16 protein-coding genes are annotated in these 16,470 nt (G+C 35.8%); 7 read left to right on the top strand and 9 right to left on the bottom strand.

Annotated elements, in window-relative coordinates; translation table 11 throughout:
• The first annotated feature begins 61 nt into the window (after positions 1–61).
• The 3 genes from VB264_RS12360 to VB264_RS12350 are packed head-to-tail and all read left to right on the top strand — an operon-like array spanning position 62 to position 2,610.
• Positions 62–625: an RNA polymerase sigma factor gene (locus VB264_RS12360; protein WP_323249777.1), complete on the top strand. Its 564-nt coding sequence runs from the start codon at positions 62–64 to the stop codon at positions 623–625.
• Positions 626–679: 54 nt separating this feature from the next.
• Positions 680–1,255, top strand: a complete 576-nt coding sequence (locus VB264_RS12355; RefSeq protein WP_323249775.1) for a hypothetical protein — start codon at positions 680–682, stop codon at positions 1,253–1,255.
• Between the two features lie 26 nt (positions 1,256–1,281).
• Positions 1,282–2,610, top strand: coding sequence for a hypothetical protein (locus VB264_RS12350; protein ID WP_323249773.1), 1,329 nt, complete (start codon positions 1,282–1,284; stop codon positions 2,608–2,610).
• A 30-nt stretch (positions 2,611–2,640) separates the two neighbouring features.
• Here the strand turns inward: VB264_RS12350 and recF are convergent, their stop codons facing one another.
• Positions 2,641–3,726, bottom strand: a complete 1,086-nt coding sequence (recF, locus tag VB264_RS12345) for a DNA replication/repair protein RecF (RefSeq protein WP_309923643.1) — start codon at positions 3,724–3,726, stop codon at positions 2,641–2,643.
• Positions 3,727–3,983: 257 nt separating this feature from the next.
• Here recF and pdhA point away from each other — a divergent pair, with 257 nt between their 5' ends.
• Positions 3,984–4,991 carry a pyruvate dehydrogenase (acetyl-transferring) E1 component subunit alpha gene (pdhA, locus tag VB264_RS12340; RefSeq protein ID WP_309923645.1) on the top strand — a complete coding sequence of 336 codons (1,008 nt, stop codon included), beginning with the start codon at positions 3,984–3,986 and terminating at the stop codon, positions 4,989–4,991.
• Between the two features lie 52 nt (positions 4,992–5,043).
• On the opposite strand, the gene VB264_RS12335 is transcribed toward pdhA, so the two are convergent.
• The 3 genes from VB264_RS12335 to rplU form a co-directional block, all read right to left on the bottom strand.
• The gene (locus VB264_RS12335; protein WP_309923646.1) at positions 5,044–5,193 is read right to left on the bottom strand and encodes a hypothetical protein; all 150 of its coding nucleotides are present in this window, start codon (positions 5,191–5,193) and stop codon (positions 5,044–5,046) included.
• Positions 5,194–5,644: 451 nt separating this feature from the next.
• Complete coding sequence (gene rpmA / locus VB264_RS12330; protein WP_323249771.1) at positions 5,645–5,899, bottom strand: 50S ribosomal protein L27; 255 nt, start codon at positions 5,897–5,899, stop codon at positions 5,645–5,647.
• A 79-nt stretch (positions 5,900–5,978) separates the two neighbouring features.
• Positions 5,979–6,290, bottom strand: a complete 312-nt coding sequence (gene rplU, locus VB264_RS12325) for a 50S ribosomal protein L21 (RefSeq protein ID WP_309923648.1) — start codon at positions 6,288–6,290, stop codon at positions 5,979–5,981.
• Between the two features lie 263 nt (positions 6,291–6,553).
• Here rplU and VB264_RS12320 point away from each other — a divergent pair, with 263 nt between their 5' ends.
• Positions 6,554–7,084, top strand: a complete 531-nt coding sequence (locus VB264_RS12320; RefSeq protein ID WP_323249769.1) for a TlpA family protein disulfide reductase — start codon at positions 6,554–6,556, stop codon at positions 7,082–7,084.
• A 95-nt stretch (positions 7,085–7,179) separates the two neighbouring features.
• Positions 7,180–7,833: a thioredoxin family protein gene (locus tag VB264_RS12315; RefSeq protein ID WP_323249767.1), complete on the top strand. Its 654-nt coding sequence runs from the start codon at positions 7,180–7,182 to the stop codon at positions 7,831–7,833.
• Between the two features lie 92 nt (positions 7,834–7,925).
• Here VB264_RS12315 and VB264_RS12310 read toward each other — a convergent pair whose 3' ends face one another.
• The 5 genes from VB264_RS12310 to VB264_RS12290 all read right to left on the bottom strand — a co-directional run bounded on the left by VB264_RS12310 (position 7,926) and on the right by VB264_RS12290 (position 15,035).
• Entirely contained in the window at positions 7,926–11,303 is a 3,378-nt protein-coding gene (locus VB264_RS12310) for a ThuA domain-containing protein (protein ID WP_323249766.1), read from the bottom strand.
• Positions 11,304–11,550: 247 nt separating this feature from the next.
• The gene (locus VB264_RS12305) at positions 11,551–12,726 is read right to left on the bottom strand and encodes a glycoside hydrolase family 88 protein (protein WP_323249765.1); all 1,176 of its coding nucleotides are present in this window, start codon (positions 12,724–12,726) and stop codon (positions 11,551–11,553) included.
• A gap of 36 nt (positions 12,727–12,762) precedes the next feature.
• Positions 12,763–13,593, bottom strand: a complete 831-nt coding sequence (gene kduI / locus VB264_RS12300; RefSeq protein ID WP_323249763.1) for a 5-dehydro-4-deoxy-D-glucuronate isomerase — start codon at positions 13,591–13,593, stop codon at positions 12,763–12,765.
• A gap of 169 nt (positions 13,594–13,762) precedes the next feature.
• On the bottom strand, positions 13,763–14,374 hold the full coding sequence (locus VB264_RS12295; protein ID WP_323249761.1) for a hypothetical protein: 612 nt from the start codon (positions 14,372–14,374) through the stop codon (positions 13,763–13,765).
• Positions 14,375–14,636: 262 nt separating this feature from the next.
• A complete protein-coding gene (locus VB264_RS12290) occupies positions 14,637–15,035 on the bottom strand; it encodes a hypothetical protein (RefSeq protein WP_323249760.1) in 399 nt (132 codons plus the stop codon).
• Between the two features lie 600 nt (positions 15,036–15,635).
• On the opposite strand from VB264_RS12290, the gene VB264_RS12285 reads away from it, so the two are divergent.
• A complete protein-coding gene (locus VB264_RS12285) occupies positions 15,636–16,319 on the top strand; it encodes a hypothetical protein (protein WP_323249757.1) in 684 nt (227 codons plus the stop codon).
• The last annotated feature ends 151 nt before the right edge of the window (positions 16,320–16,470 follow it).

Here is a 16,470-nt window from a genome sequence, read left to right as displayed (position 1 = left end):
TAAGTTATTGGTTGTCAATAGATGAAAACTGCTTAACTTGAAGGTTAGAAGTTTGAACACTATGAATCCTCAACCTTTAGCACTGGAACAAACACATTACATAGACAAACATTTGCCACTCGTGGAGGCTTGCCGTAGGGGTGATCGCAAGGCTCAGTACGAGATTTATAGGCTTTATGCAAAGGCTATGTTCAATGTTGCTGTCCGAATAGTAAATCATGTTGGCGAAGCAGAGGACGTCCTGCAAGATGCCTTTTTAGATGCTTTTCAGAAAATCCATGATTTTCGACAAACAAGTACTTTTGGTGCTTGGTTGAAACAGATTGTTATTAATCGAGCTTTAAATCATTTAAGGAATAGAAAGGTACAATTAATCGATATCGAAGAAGCAGCAGATATTCCAGACGATGCCACGTACGACGAAGAAGGAATAGAACTAAATATTCAAAGAGTACAGAATGCCATTCAACAGTTACCTGATGGTTTCAGAACAGTACTTTGTTTGTATTTATTAGAAGGCTATGACCACGAAGAAATCGCAGAGATTTTGGGCGTGGCAGAGTCTACTTCGCGAACACAATACATCAGAGCCAAAAAACGATTGTTGGAAATTTTAAAACAATAAAGACCTTTTCTTTTCCTTTGTATTAAGAGAGAGAGAGAGGAGGCTTAGAGCGTTATGAAAAAGACAAAAACAGAAAGATTCATTCGTGATAACCGTGAAAACTTTGATCAGTTTGAAATCCCTGTAGGTTTATGGGATAAAATAGACAAAGGCTTGGGGAATTTAGATGCCTTTCCGGGAGAAACACCTTTTGTTGAAAAGAAAAAAATCATTGTTTTCAAACAAAAATATTGGGCATTAGCAGCAGGCCTTGCCATATTAATAGGTTGTTATTTTATACATGACCTTGGTTTCAAATCAGAAAATACAGATAAGATTATCGCCACAGTAAGCCCCGAATATGGCGATAAAATGGTTCAGTATGCAAGTTTGATTGAAACAAAACGTGAGGAAATCAGGCAAATTGAGGCTCACGACCCAGTACTTTACAAAGAGTTTGCCACAGAAATTGAGAAGCTAAACAAAGACTATCAAAACCTGAAAGCAGAATTACCCCAAACGCCTAATCAGGAAGAGCTAGTTCAAGCGATGATTCAAAATTTACAAGTACAATTAGATATTTTAAACAGGCAATTATCAATTATTCAGAAAATTAAAGATTATCAGAATAATCCGATGAAAAGCATTTGAGGTAAACAGTTTAATCGAAGAATGTCATGAAAAAAGTATTGAATATAGTAGCATTGTGTGTTTTAATAATCAACAGCACCTTTGCTCAACAAGTAAGCGTTTATGTACATGATTCTGTAGAAGTAAAAGAATACCAGAGCCATGTAAGGGCAAGTATTGCCACAACTAGAAGCAATACGGCAAGAACATTAAATAGCGTTGCGATAGTAGGTAGAGCTATCGAAATGCCACCTTTGCCTCCTACACCACCAACACCAGGGGCAATCACTTATAATTCAGAGTATGGTCAGGCAACTATTCAGGAAACGGCAGCCATAGAAAAGAAAAAAGTAATTAGTAAATCTTATCCTGTAGATGCTAAAAACTTTTTGAATATTAACAACCAACACGGAGAAGTAAAAGTAGAGCTTTGGAATAAAAATGAAATCAAAGTAGATATTACCATCATTGGTTATGGCAGTACAGAAGCACAAGCCCAAACGTTTATTGATAATGTAGAAATCATTGAAAGAAAAGAAGGAGACAAAATAGCCTTTAAAACAATGATTGATACAGACGAAAGAACCAATGGTAATGGCAACTGGAGTTGGGCAAATAGCTTAACAAATACTTTTAACTGGAGTAGTAGCAATGGTAAAAAAGTAAATGAAAAGCGTGGCGTAGAGATTAACTATATGATTTATATGCCGAAGTCTAATTCATTAACTGTTTCAAATAAATATGGCAAAACGATTATTCCTCAGTTTTCAGCTCCCTTGAAGATTACGTCTAATTATGGAAGCTTTGTTTCTGATAGATTGACGGGTGGAGAGAAAGATATTTTTGTGCAATATGGCTCAGGGAATATCAAACAAATGGATGATGGCGATTTGCACATTGCTTATTCAAAACTGAATATCGAAAAGGCGGACAACCTAAAATTGACTAACAATTATGGTTCGATGATTTTAGATGACATTAATAATTTGGATGGAACAATTCAGTATTCAAGTGGCAAAATTGGTAAAATTAACCAAACAGGAAAGTTATCAATCAGTTATTCAGATGGCGTTCAGTTAGCAGAATTATCGAAGACGTTGAAGACGCTAGACATTCGTTCAAATTATACAGCGGTAAAATTACCAGTAACTGGCGATTGTAATGCTGATTTTGAAGTAACGACTACGTATGCTAACTTTAGATACCCAGAAGGAAAATGCACGCTGACAGTAAATCCTGATGATAATAAAGAAGTTGACGACCGTACGATGGGATGGAAATCTACCAAGGTTTATAAAGGAAAGATTGGTAAAGGCTCAGCCACCAAGATTACCATCAAGACCAATTATGCAGGAGTGAAATTCACAGAAAAATAAATAAAAAGCCTAACGTAAATATTCAATGCGTTAGGCTTTTTTTACTTCAAAATACTTAATATCTACAACCAGCTTTTCCAATAATTCTCTTGTCCTTTCAGGACGAGCATCGGTAATGAATACTTGGTTAAATGTTCCATCAGTCATCATATTAATAAGCTGTTGGATTCTTTTGTCATCAAGCTTATCAAAAATATCATCTAAGAGTAAAATGGGTGCGAAGCCCTTCGCAATACTCAGCATTTCAAATTGAGCCAGTTTAAGGGCAATCACAAAAGATTTTTGTTGTCCCTGTGAGCCAAATTTACGCAAGGTAAAGCCATTAATTTCAAAAATGAAATCATCCTTATGGCTTCCAAGTGTTGTTCTCTGTGCAGCCAAATCTCTGTGCCTATTTCTTCGAAATAAGGCAACAAAGTCATCATTGCCTACCTCTGACTCATAAATCATTTCTACGCTCTCTCTGGCATCAGATAATACCTCATAATGCTTTTTGAAAATAGGTAGAAAATTCTCCGTAAAAACGATACGAGCCTGATATATTTTCAGAGAAACCTCCACCAAAGGGTCTGTATAAATATCTAACAGTAAATCATCCACATAATGGCGTTCGGCAAACTGTTTGAGTAAAGAGTTCCGTTGTAATAACAGGCGGTTGTATTGCAATAGGTTTTCAAGGTACTCAGCATCCAATTGCGCCATCACCCCGTCAAAGAATTTTCTTCTTTCTTCACTCCCATCCCGAATCACATCGGTATCATTAGGAGAAAGCAACACCACTGGGAATTTTCCGATATGTTCTGATAGCTTTTCATAGGCTTTTTTGTCATGCAAAACAGCCTTCTTTTGTCCCTTTTGTAAAGCAACAGTAATGAGCGTATTTTTTTCACTTTCAAAATTGCCCTCAATCATCATAAAATCAGCGTCATGATTGATACTAAGGGTATCTTGATTAGAGATAGAACTTTTAGTTAAAGCCAAAAAGTAAATAGCGTCTAATAAATTAGTTTTGCCAATACCATTTTCGCCAACAATACAATTTACCCGAGGCGAAAACTCGAAAGTATTGTAGTCGTAGCTTTTGAAATTGGTCAAACTAAGTTTTTGTAAATACATGAAAAGAAAATAAAAAGGGATTGAATAGGAAATTGTGGATAAAATTTGACAAAACATGTATTTAAGCATCAATGAATAATACAAAATACTTTGTGTGTTCTTTGTTTTGTACTAATTTCGTAGTGCAAATTAAAGACTGTTTGATGGGATTGCAAATCACAGGCAGTTTAGCATCGGATTTACCTCCGAATAAGCAGTGTCAAGGTGAAGCTTACACTTTCACTTATTCACAAATCACTCATTCATAATTGTAGAAAATGGCAAATAAAGCTGAAAACAAAGTAAAATACTCGAAGGAGACCTATATGTACTGGTACGAGTCAATGGTACTTCAACGCAAATTTGAAGAACGTGCTGGTCAGTTGTATGGACAACAAAAAATCAAAGGTTTTTGTCACCTTTACATCGGACAAGAAGCTTGTTCATCAGGAGCAAGATCTGCATTGAAAGACGGCGACAAGTATATCACAGCATATCGTGACCACGGTATTCCTTTAGCTTTAGGTTCAGACCCTAATACTATCATGGCTGAGTTGTTCGGAAAAGCTACTGGTATCTCTAAAGGAAAAGGTGGTTCGATGCACATTTTTGATAAATCAGTTGGCTTTGTGGGTGGACATGGTATTGTGGGCGCACAAATTCCATTAGGAGCAGGTTTGGCTTTTGCTGAAAAATATAACAAAACTGGAAACTTAGCGATTTGTTATTTCGGTGATGGTGCTGTTCGTCAAGGTGCTTTGCATGAGGCATTTAATATGGCAATGACTTGGAAATTACCTGCCATTTTTGTGGTAGAAAACAATGGTTATGCCATGGGAACATCGGTTTCTCGTACTTCAAACGTTACAGACCTTTATACAATCGGTGAAGCGTATGATATGCCTTCTGAACCGGTAGATGCCATGAGCGTTGAGGCTGTTCATGAAGCGGTTTCTCGTGCTGCTGACCGTGCTAGAGCTGGCGAAGGACCAACATTCTTAGAATTTAAAACATATCGTTATAGAGGTCACTCAATGTCTGACCCTCAGAAATACCGTACGAAAGAGGAGGTTGAGCAATACAAAATGCGTGACCCTATCGAGCAAGTAAAGAAAGCAATTTTAGATAATGGTCTTGCTACAGAAGAGGAACTTGCAGCGATTGATGCTGAAATCAAAGTAAGAGTAGAAGCTTCGGTTAAATTTGCAGAAGAATCTCCTTGGCCAGATCCAGCAGAGATTTTTACAGATGTTTATGTAGAAGAATATCCATTCCCTGTAGAATAAGGATAGTAGAAGATACAAAAAAGCCGTTCCAATTTCGTTTGGGACGGCTTTTTTAGTTTATCCAGTCGAATGATACCTTATCGTGTTCTGGATGTGCAACCTCTGGTGCTTTTTTGTTGTTTGCATACTTCCTTGTGGCATTTTTCTTTGCCTGAAAGTCTCTCCAATCATACCGTTGGAAAATGGCTAAGCTGTGTCTCATATTATTGTTGTTTATATATTGAAAAAATTATAATACAAATGTAAAATATTTTAATAATTGATAATTAAACACCTGATTATATGATTATTAACAAATTAGCGATTATAATGAGTTCAAAGAATATTACAAAAAAAATGCCATCCTCATTGAGGATGGCATTTAATGCTAAATTCCAAATGTTTTAAAGGTTTGGATTCATATTGGTGAATGTCTTTCAAATCCTGATTGTACAAAACAAAAAAGCCATTGCATATAAACAAATAAACGTTTATAAGTCAATGGATTGATGATTGTTTCATGACAAATTTAAAAGAGTTTAACAAGAAAGTAATATTAAATTTCACGTTTCTGCTAAATACCTAAATGAAGAAGGGATTAACGTTTGAATTTATTCAAACGTTAATCCCTTCTAAAGAATTTTTAATGGTATAACCTTAGTTATGCGCCATTATTAAGCAGGAACTACTTCTACAAAAGAACGTCCTTTAAATCCTTTTTTAAAGTGAACAGTACCATCAATTAAAGCAAATAAAGTATGGTCTTTTCCAAGACCTACATTTTGACCAGGATTGTGGGCTGTACCTCTTTGACGAACAATAATGTTCCCTGAAATTGCAGGCTGACCTCCAAAAATTTTGATTCCAAGACGCTTACTATGCGACTCACGACCGTTTTTCGAACTACCCGCACCTTTTTTGTGTGCCATTGTTTTGTTAGTTTATCGATTTAACGTTTTAATTTTCGCTTTGAGGAAACTCTTAACGAATAAAATTAATCATTAAATATTAAAATGAGATTCCTTCGATTAAGACTTTAGTTAAATTTTGACGGTGACCGTTCTGTTTTTGGTATCCTTTACGACGTTTCTTTTTGAAAACAATTACTTTTTCTCCACGAACGTGAGCTAAAATTTTACCAGTTACAGTAGCACCTGCTACAGTTGGAAGACCTACTTTGATGTCTCCGTCATTGTCGACAAGAAGAACCTTATCGAAAACCAGTGCAGCGCCTTCCTCGCCCGCCAAACGGTGGGTGTAGAGGAAAAGGTCTTTCTCAACTTTAAATTGCTGACCAGCGATTTCTACGATTGCGTACATTTTATTATTAGTTATAATTTTATTGGGTCGCAAAGATACGCATTATGTTTTGAAAACAGAAAGGAAGTAAGTATATTTATTATAAAAAAATCGCAAATTTTTATTTGCTAGTATGTTTCATAATAATCTAATAGTAAGGTAGTTAAGTGTATAGGTAAAATATTATAATATTTCTTTTACCACAACAATGTATACCAAGTACATTATTATGAAGGTTTAACGTTAATAAATTAACATGGAAGTTCTATTTTTATAAGTTAATCATGATGAAGATTAGCCCCTTTTCAATACGATTTGGAATAATACTTATATTCCTAATTTACGTAGTTAACTTTGAGGCTTTCAATCAAACCAAGAAAGTTGACATTGTGAAGTTTGAAGATTTACAAAAAGTATTAAATCAAGTATCAGATACCACCGTTGTCATGCATTTTTGGGCAACTTGGTGCCGACCGTGTTTAGAAGAATTACCCTTTTTTGAAGGATTGAATACTGAATATAGCACTAAGAAGGTAAAATTTTTGTTAATAAGTATGGGTTTCCCTAAAGATGTGGAAACGAGTGTAAAGGGCTTTTTGGCACGAAATAAAGTACAATCGAAAGTAGTACTTTTGGATGAACCAGATTATAATCATTGGATAGATTTGATAGACAAAGAATGGTCGGGAAGTATTCCTGCCACGCTGATAATCAATACAAAAATGCAGAAACGTAAGTTTTTTGAAGGTAAAGTAAATGCTGAAATATTTATGGAGGAACTAAAAAAAATGTGGACTGTTACCATACAAAACTGAATACCGTAGCAACAAACAAGATTTATATTTAAATATTAAATCAAACAAGCAATATAACTTCTAAATTATATTAGATACAATAAACATATCAAGCAATGAAAACACATATAAAAAATATAAAGACGATTTTTTTACTAGGAATAGTCTTAACGGGATTATTGGCGTTTACTCCAGCCAATGAAGAGCATAAATTAAGTGCAGATAGAGGGTATACCATTGGTGATGTGGTGGCTGATTTTAAATTAAAAAGTACCACAGGCAACATGGTATCAATGGCTGATAATCGTTCGGTAAAGGGATATATTATTGTCTTTACTTGTAACCACTGCCCTTTTTCAAAGGCTTACGAAAGTAGAATAATGGCATTGGATAAAAAGTTTGCTTCGCAAGGGTATCCTGTATTGGCAATCAATCCGAACGACCCGAGTGCTTATGAAGAAGATTCTTTTGAAAATATGCAAACAGTAGCCAGAGCCAAAGGATATACTTTTGCTTACCTTCAAGACGAAACTCAGGCTACCTCAAAGGCTTTTGGTGTATCTAGAACTCCATCGGCTTATGTAGTGAAGAAAGAAGGCGACAAATATACTTTACAATATATCGGTGGTATTGATGATAATACACAGGATGCTAATGCGGTAACAAAAAGATATGTGGATGATGCTGTAAATAATCTTCTAGCGGGCAGACCAGTAGTTAATAACTTTACCAAGTCGGTGGGTTGTGCTGTTAAGTGGAAGGGCGTTTAAGATTCATTTAAAAAATCAATTTTATATTTTAACAAGAAGAGGCTGCCAATGTTGGCAACCTCTTCTTGTTTGTAAATAGTATTATAATTTGCTTATTTACCGGCTGTAATGTCTACTAGGGCAAATAATGGTTTTCCTTTGGCATCAGCATTTTTAAATACTAAGAATAAGTTGTGTACGCCAACAACAGGTGTTTTCAATGAAATACTTACGGGGGTGTTAGCATTTTTAGTTACCTCAGCAGTACCTAATAATTGTCCCGTAGGCGAATCAATGTGCAATTCTACCGAACCACCCGCTGTACGGTCGTCAGCAGCAAATGCATCTAACTTAAATTGAGCGATACCCGTTAAGTCTATGTTGCTGAATGAAATATATGAATTGTCAGACATCGCAATAACTGCTTCTCCTAGTCCTTCAAGGGTATATTTCATCGTTTCTTTTTGCGTATCAAACGAATTCGCTTTAAACTTCGCACTTCTCAAAGTAAGGGTTGTTGCATCTGTCAAAGAACCTAAGTTACTAGCACCTTTGTCAGTATAGCTTGCTGAGAAAATATAAGTGCCAGCCTTGCCGTTGTCTTTGGTAATGTAGTCTCCTTTAACAGGTTTGCTTGCTTTTTTGTCATCAGATAACGAGAGAATATATTTCACCATTTCCTTTGTGTCGTCTTTTGTTAATTGTGGGTGTGCTGCCATTACTTGTTCGCCCCAAACACCACCACCACCTTTGATTACTTTTTCTACCAACTCACTAAAAGCTCTACTTTTTCCTTTGTATTTTTTAGCAACTTCTTTGTAGCTTGGTCCAATAGACTTTTTATCAAGTGAATGACAAGATTTACAATCTGATAAGTCTATTAAACGTCTACCTGTTGAAACGCTTAAATTGGCTTGATGTCCTTGTGCAATAACGGTTTTGTCAAAACCTTCTAAGTAATCGATGTTTACTTGTACTTCGTCTTCTTTAATTTTTTTATTAGCCAACGAGCCATCTTCTTTATCCGACACCTTTACTTCATAAGCTATTTTTTCATCGTTCCAGTAGAATGTTTTATTACCTTTTATGGCTAATTCTACTTTCGGAACATCATTCCCTACTTTTATTTCTAAAGTAGTCGTCGAAACGTTTCCAGCAGGGTCTGTTACTTTCAGAACAGGCTTATAAACACCTGCTTTGGTAAAAGTAAAGCTTGGGTTAGGCAAAGTGCTTTTGGCTGCTCCTTTGGCAAAAGTCCATTCGTATTTCAACACATCATTTTCATAGTCTAATGTACCAGCCGAAGAGAAATTTACTTTCAAAGGCAATGCTCCCGCTTTTTTATCAGCATTTGCTACGACTACTGGGCTACGGTTGCCTGCATTGAAAGTAATGCGTGAAAGACGAGCATCATCGTTTTGAGCAAACCAGTTTTGTCCATATTCCAACAAATACAATGAACCATCTTTGGCAAACTGCATATCCATTGGGTGGCTAAACTTGGTGTTTGGCATAAAGCGTTCCATCGAAATAAAATCACCGTTTGGTTTCATGCTTACCAAGTTAATCCAGTCACGCATCCAATCGTAAGCAAAGAATTTTCCATCTAAATACTTAGGGAATTTTACCTTTGAATCAGCCTTGAAGTCGTCATAATAATATACAGGCCCGCCCATTGCATTACGTCCACCTTTACCAACGATTGCCCCAAATTCAGGAGAATCAGCGTAAGGATAATAAATAAATGCTTTTTGAGTAGCAGGTAATTCACGTAAACCTGTGTTGTGTGGAGAATCATTAATTGGATGCTCAGCATCAAATTTTGTCCAAGTACTATCCTTATAAAAGTCTCTTTGGTTATAAGCACGGTTGTCTGCCACAAAAAGAGGCCAGCCAAAATAACCAGCTTTACGAGCCTGATTTACTTCGTCGTGTCCACGAGGACCATATTTCGGTGAATTTTCGCCAGCATCAGGCCCTACTTCACCCCAATATAAAAAGCCTGTTCTTTGGTCAACCGATATTCTGTATGGGTTTCTGTTACCCATTACATATATTTCAGGACGAGTTTTTGCAGTACCCACTGGGAATAAATTCCCTTCTGGAATCGTATAAGAACCATCAGCACTAGGCTTAATTCTCAAAATTTTACCTCTTAAATCATTGGTATTTGAAGAAGTATAGCGAGCATCCCAACCCGAACGACCCACTTTATTATCAATTGGTGCAAAACCTTGCGAAGCAAAAGGGTTGGTATCATCACCCGTAGAAAGGAATAAATTTCCTTTGCTGTCCCAAGCTATAGAGCCACCAGTATGGCAACATTCTGTGCGTTTTACAGGTACACGCAAAACAACTTTTTCAGTACTTAAATAAAGCGAATCCTTTACATCATCATACACAAAACGAGATAAACGATTGGCCGTATCAGCACCAACCATCCCTACCGAAGGAGCGTAGTACAAGTAAATCCATTTGTTTTTGTTGAAGTCAGGGTCAATATTTACGCCCATCAAGCCATATTCAAATTTTGAATAAACGCTTAAATCTGCTACAACCTTAGTTGCGTTTTTCTTTGGGTCATATACTTTTAATATACCTTTTCTTTCACCGAACAATACTTTACCGTTGTCTAACACTACTAGTTCAGTTGGTTCGTCTAGTTTTTCATCCAATACAGTTTTTACAAAACGGTTTTCTTCAGGAGGTAAAGCACTTTTTACTTTAGCATAATCTAAAGCAGGGCCACTAGCCGCCCACTGTAAGCCACCAAGAATGTGTTTAAGCGGAATCTCTTCAGAGAACGTCTCGTTGGTATGTCCCCAGTTAGTATAAAAAGAACGACCACCGTCAAACTCATGATACCAGCCCATTGGGTGGAAATCGCCCATTTTACCTTCTTTAAAAGAGTTTTCGTCAACAGTATATAAAACCTTTACATCTGTATTGAAATTTTTAAAGCTATAAAATTCGTCTTTACGCTCTAAAGTCTCAGGCATAAAGTTTGTAGAAATATGCGTACGGTCTTTGATGATAAATTTACCATTCTGCACATTCGAAACATTTTTACCAGGGTGACCATTAAAATATCCGCCCACCAACTTGCCATACCAAGGCCAGTCGTATTCAGTATCCGAAGCCGCATGAATACCCATAAAAGCACCACCTGCTTGGATATAACGCTCAAAAGCAATTTGCTGAGGCTCTGTTAAAACATTCCCCGTAGTGCTGTTAAAAACAACAACAGAGTACTTTTTAAGATTAGCTTCATTGAAATTATCAGCATTTTCGGTAGTATCTACTTCAAAACCATTGTCAATGCCCATTTTTTGAATGGCTTTTGTACAAAATGGAATAGAGGAGTGACGAAACCCTGCTGTTTTGGAGAAAACAAGAATCTTTTTCCCTTTGAGGGGATTAGAACCTTGGGCAAAAAGAATTGTTGTACAAAAGCACAACAACAGTAATAATGCCTGAAATTTAAGTTTCATAAGTTATAATAAAATTAGGACTGGTTGAATGATATAAATAAAGCCTCCCTTTGTTGAAGAAATAGTACTTTACCTAGAGATTAGTAAATATTTGATAAAGATAAGTTTTTATGGGTATATTATTATCTTACCTTGTACGGTAAATATAGACAAGTATAGAACAGTTCGGTAAAAAAAACGATATAAATTATCAAGGGTTTCCTAAATAACTTATATCGTTATGATTAATTGCTTGAAAATGAAACGATTACTTTTTCTTCTTCGTCAGTGATTGGTATCTTAACAATGCTTCTAAATAATAATAGTCGGCATATACCAAAGGCACATCGATTTCTGATTTTAAGGGCTTTGCCCCTACACTATGTTTCAAAATGAAATGATTATTTTCGCCTAAATTAGCTTTATAGGCAGGGCTAGCCAAGCTTGTCAACATCGTTTCGGCAACTTTGAAATAGTCTTTGCCTTTTTTGCCAGTATAGGTCGATAATTCTAACAAAGCCGACGCTGTAATAGCACCAGCCGAAGCATCTCTTTCTTCATTAGGGATATTGGGTGCGTTAAAATCCCAGTAAGGAATTTTATCGGCAGGCAAATTCGGGTTGTTCAAATAGAAATTAGCAATTTTTTCAGCCATCGCTAAGTATTTCTTTTGCTTCGTTTCGCGATACATCACCGTGTAGCCATACATTGCCCACGCTTGCCCTCTCGCCCATGCAGAAGCATCGGCATAGCCTTGGTGAGTGAATTTACCCAAAGGTTGCCCTTTTTCATCATAGCAAATTACGTGGTAGCTACTGCCATCGGGGCGAAAATGATTTTTCAGTGTACTATCAGCATGCGAAAGACAAATATTATAAAATTCATTGTTGCCAGATGCTTTGGCCGCCCAAAACAGAAACTCCAAGTTCATCATATTATCAATGATTACTGGATAAGTGTATTGACGAAATTTATTCCAAGACTTAATAACCCCTACTTTAGGGTCGAAACGAGTGGCTAGCGACTTCGCTCCTGTCAGCATAATATCTTTGTATTCAGCATTTTTTGTAAGGCGATAGCCATTGCCAAAGGGACAATACAGCATAAAGCCCAAATCGTGTGTGCCTGTATTGAATTGCTCTTTTTTAACAGCCATAGACCACTGATGAGCAGCATCTTTCCAGAAAGGACTCTTGGTTTCTTCAAAAATATACCAAAGCGAACCACCGAAAAAGCCACTACACCACCATTCAGTAGGCATATCGCGTGGACTGCCATCTGCATTAGTCGATTGGGGCGTTTTGGTATAATCTGGATGTGCCTTTAGCATCCCCTCATATTGTTTGGCTGCAAATTCAAATTCTTTTTTTACATCAATTTTGGACTGAGCCGACGCTCCGAACACGCAAATGTTTAATAACAAGCATAAAAAGATTTTTTTCATAGTTAAATCGATGGTTTGAGAATGTAAAATGGGTAATTATTTTAAGTCGGAGATTTTAACAAAATCCATATCTGTGAAATCGAGGTTTTCGCCTGCCATTGCCCAGATAAAAGAATAATTGGATGTACCTGCACCTGAGTGAATAGACCAAGGAGGTGATAAAATAGCTTGATGATTAGCTACAAGCATATGGCGAGTTTCCTGCGGTTGTCCCATAAAGTGAAAAACTCTATGTTCAGGGTTCAAATCAAAATACAAATAAGCTTCCATTCTTCTATCGTGTACGTGGGCTGGCATGGTGTTCCAAACACTACCTGTTTTTAAAACAGTTAAACCCATTACTACTTGGCAACTTTGAATGCCATCTCTATGAATATACTTATAGATAGTTCGCTCGTTAGCAGTTTCTACAGTACCTAATGAAACAGGAGAAGCTTCTTCTTTGCTCATTTTACGGGTAGGATAATTTTGATGAGCAGGTGCTGACAACAAGAAAAATTGAGCAGGGCTACCAGCATCATCGCTTTTGAAAACTACCTCTTTCACGCCTTTGCCAATATAAAGCGCATCCAGTTTTGATAAATTAAAGCCTTCGCCATCTACTTCAATCGTACCGTTACCTCCCACGTTGATGATACCAATTTCTCTTCTTTCTAAGAAATAATCAGACTTCAAATTATCATAAGTCTGTAAACTAAGAGCAACCGTCGTAGGCGTCGCACCTCCTACCATTACTCTGTCATAATGAGTATATACAAAATGTACCTCATTGGTCTTAAAAATGCTTTCAATCAAGAAGTTTTCTCTTAATTGCTCTGTGGTAAAGGTCTTTGCCTCACGTTCACTAATTGCTTGGTAAATCTTCATAAAATAGACTTGATGTAAATTTGAAAAAATAACTTATAGCAAAGAGTCGAGACTTTTAAATTTATACTGCTAATTGGACATTATATTTTGAAGAGAAATAAAATATTAAAGCCCAAAGGTTAAGCTGTGGAGGCTTATCCTTTGGGCTTTACTGAAAAAAATATGATGCTTACCAGTCTCTTCTGCCATGATGGCCATGACCACGGCCAAAAATAGGCACTGTCACAACAATTACTGGGCGAGATGGCGCTCTTCTAGCATAACCACCGTTATAGCGGTTTAGATAACGATTACGAATATCATAAGGATTACGTGGATCTACTGGATAATATCTGTTAGCCCAAACTCTTCTATTGTCACAAAAATCAAAAGGGTCGGCATTACTACGAAAATCTATCTCATTCCAACGACTGTGACGATATGGGTCGTAAACAGGACGAGGGTCGAAAGGGTTACGAGGGTCATAGTTTGGATTACGGGTATCAAAAGGATTTCTTTTGTCGAAGCTATAACTTCCATAACTACCATCATCACATCTGGCATACACATCATAATTGTTATTATTGCCATTGTTGCCGTAATTGTTGTTACGGTTGTTATCGTATCTATCATCATTTCTATCATCACGGTTATCGCGATTTCGGTCAGGATAATTTTGTTGTTGCTGGTAGTCTCTATCTCTGTTCTGATAGTCTCTATTTGAATAATTACGATCTTGAGCTTTTCCTGAATTTGCTAATCCAACTGTTAAAACTAGCAAGCTAAATAATTTGATATTCATGTTTTTTGACGGTTTATTGTGATTACACCAGTTTTAGTATTAGCATCAATACTTTTACCATTTTGATGATATATTAGTAAAACGCATTAGGGTGAATCGCTATTTTAGGGAGGCGTGTTAATGATATGTTAATGTTTTTTCACCTTAAAAAACAAAAAAACCGTGATACGAGCAAATATCGTATCACGGCCTGATTTATATAATTAATATGCCAGATTTAGAAATTAAATAGCTTTTAAATAGACTTGAGGTTAAATAACTACTAATTCAAAGAAATAAAACGATCTTGTGAAGAAGGCTCAGGAGTTTTAGTACCAATGTTTACAGTTTTGACAATTTTGCTTTCGCCATCAGTGATTTCGAAGCTGTATTTTCCGTCTTCCAATTCGCTCAAATCAAATTTGCCGTGGTATTTTTCATTAGTTTTTCCTACTCTTTCTTTGTGCAATACAATCCCTTTTTCATTTTTCAATGAAATATATAAATTCTTATTAGTCGATTTCTCAATCAATACATTCATTTTCATCGTGTTGATTGTCTGGTACATTCCCACAGCAAAAGGTTTTTTAGTATTTGCTGGCTCATTAGTGTTAGTAGCGCTTGCTACAAATGACATTACTGATAATACTGCGATTGCGAAAGATTTAACGAAAGTTTTCATTTTTTTAAGTTGTTTAGATTTTAAATTAAATTTTATGATAAATAAAAGTTTAGAAATTACATTGTTGTTGTTTACTGTGTTACTTACTGAGATTTTTGTGCCATAATTTATAAGTGTTTGATTATTAATTGTTTGTAAAGTTAACGAGATTTAGAGGTGTTCGTTTTTATTACAATAGTTGTTCGGTTTAGTATATTTATTAATGTTTAGAGTATTTTTTGTTTAATTCCTTTTTGATGCATCAAAGTTATGGGTAAAAGCCAGTACCTTGCAATACAAAATACCATAATCGGTTGTTTTACTAGTTAAATGGTAAATCTTCTTGATATACAACTGATTTTTGGTTTAAGCGAATGCTTTAAAATTGATGAGTGTTTGAGATATAAAAAACTATCGTTTTTCTGAATCTCAGACATAAGATGCAAGCTGGAATTATAATGTTGCATCTATTTAAAAAAATTATCATAATTTTTTATGGTATCATCAAGTCCCGTAACCATTCTTACAACTGAATGGGGTTTCTCGATAAAAGCATATTAATATTGTATAGGTTAATGATGATTGATTGAGAGTAAATACTAAAACAGAAAAAATCAAAAAATGGCAGCAGAAGAAAAAAGTATCGGAAGAAAATTATTAAGTTTTTTTATTACTGAAGAAACTGCTACTCCAGCAAATACTAGCAGTCTGATGCCTCCCCCTATTCCGAAGGTTGAAAAAACAGTAGAACCTGCGATAATACCCCAAGGCATAGAGAAGGGCGTAGTCGATAAAAAATTTATAGACCACTTCGTTCAGTTGCTAGAAAATTCAAATTTAAAAGGACCTGATTATTTTGAATACATGCAGGCATTAAAAGGCTTGACAGGACTAGGGCTTTCGGAAGAAAAACAATTTCAAGCTGCATGGGCTAGTTTCAAAGTAATGGGTGGTATTACTGATGTAGCAGTATTAACGGATACGGCCAAACAATATATCGGAATTTTGGATACTGACCGACAAGGGTTCTTGAAGGATGTAGAGAACGCAGTTAGCCAAAAAGTTGGCGGTTTGAAGAATGACTTGAAAAAAACCGAAGAAGAAAATGAAAATATAGCGAAGCAAATAATTGATTTACAGCGTAAGATTGATGAAAACAAGATAAAAATCAATAAATTGACAGATGATATTTCAGAACAGAGTGGAAAAATTACGATTAATAAAAGTAATTATGAAACTACCTATCATACGTTTGTCGAACAAATAAAGGGTGATATCGCAAAGATTGTAGCCTATTTGAAATAAATTCATTCTAAGAAGCTGTTTAAACTTTCCGTTTCTGAGGTGAAAGTATTGTATTTTTGAATTGATTTTTTCAAAATTTGGGAAGCATAGCATAGCTACGTTGAGTAAATTTTGGAACAAGCTATTCTAAAAGACTTAGTTTAACCCGAAA

The organism is Arcicella aquatica, from assembly GCF_034928825.1.
Taxonomy (GTDB): Bacteria; Bacteroidota; Bacteroidia; order Cytophagales; family Spirosomataceae; genus Arcicella; species Arcicella aquatica.
This window is presented reverse-complemented; position numbering and strand designations above follow the sequence as displayed.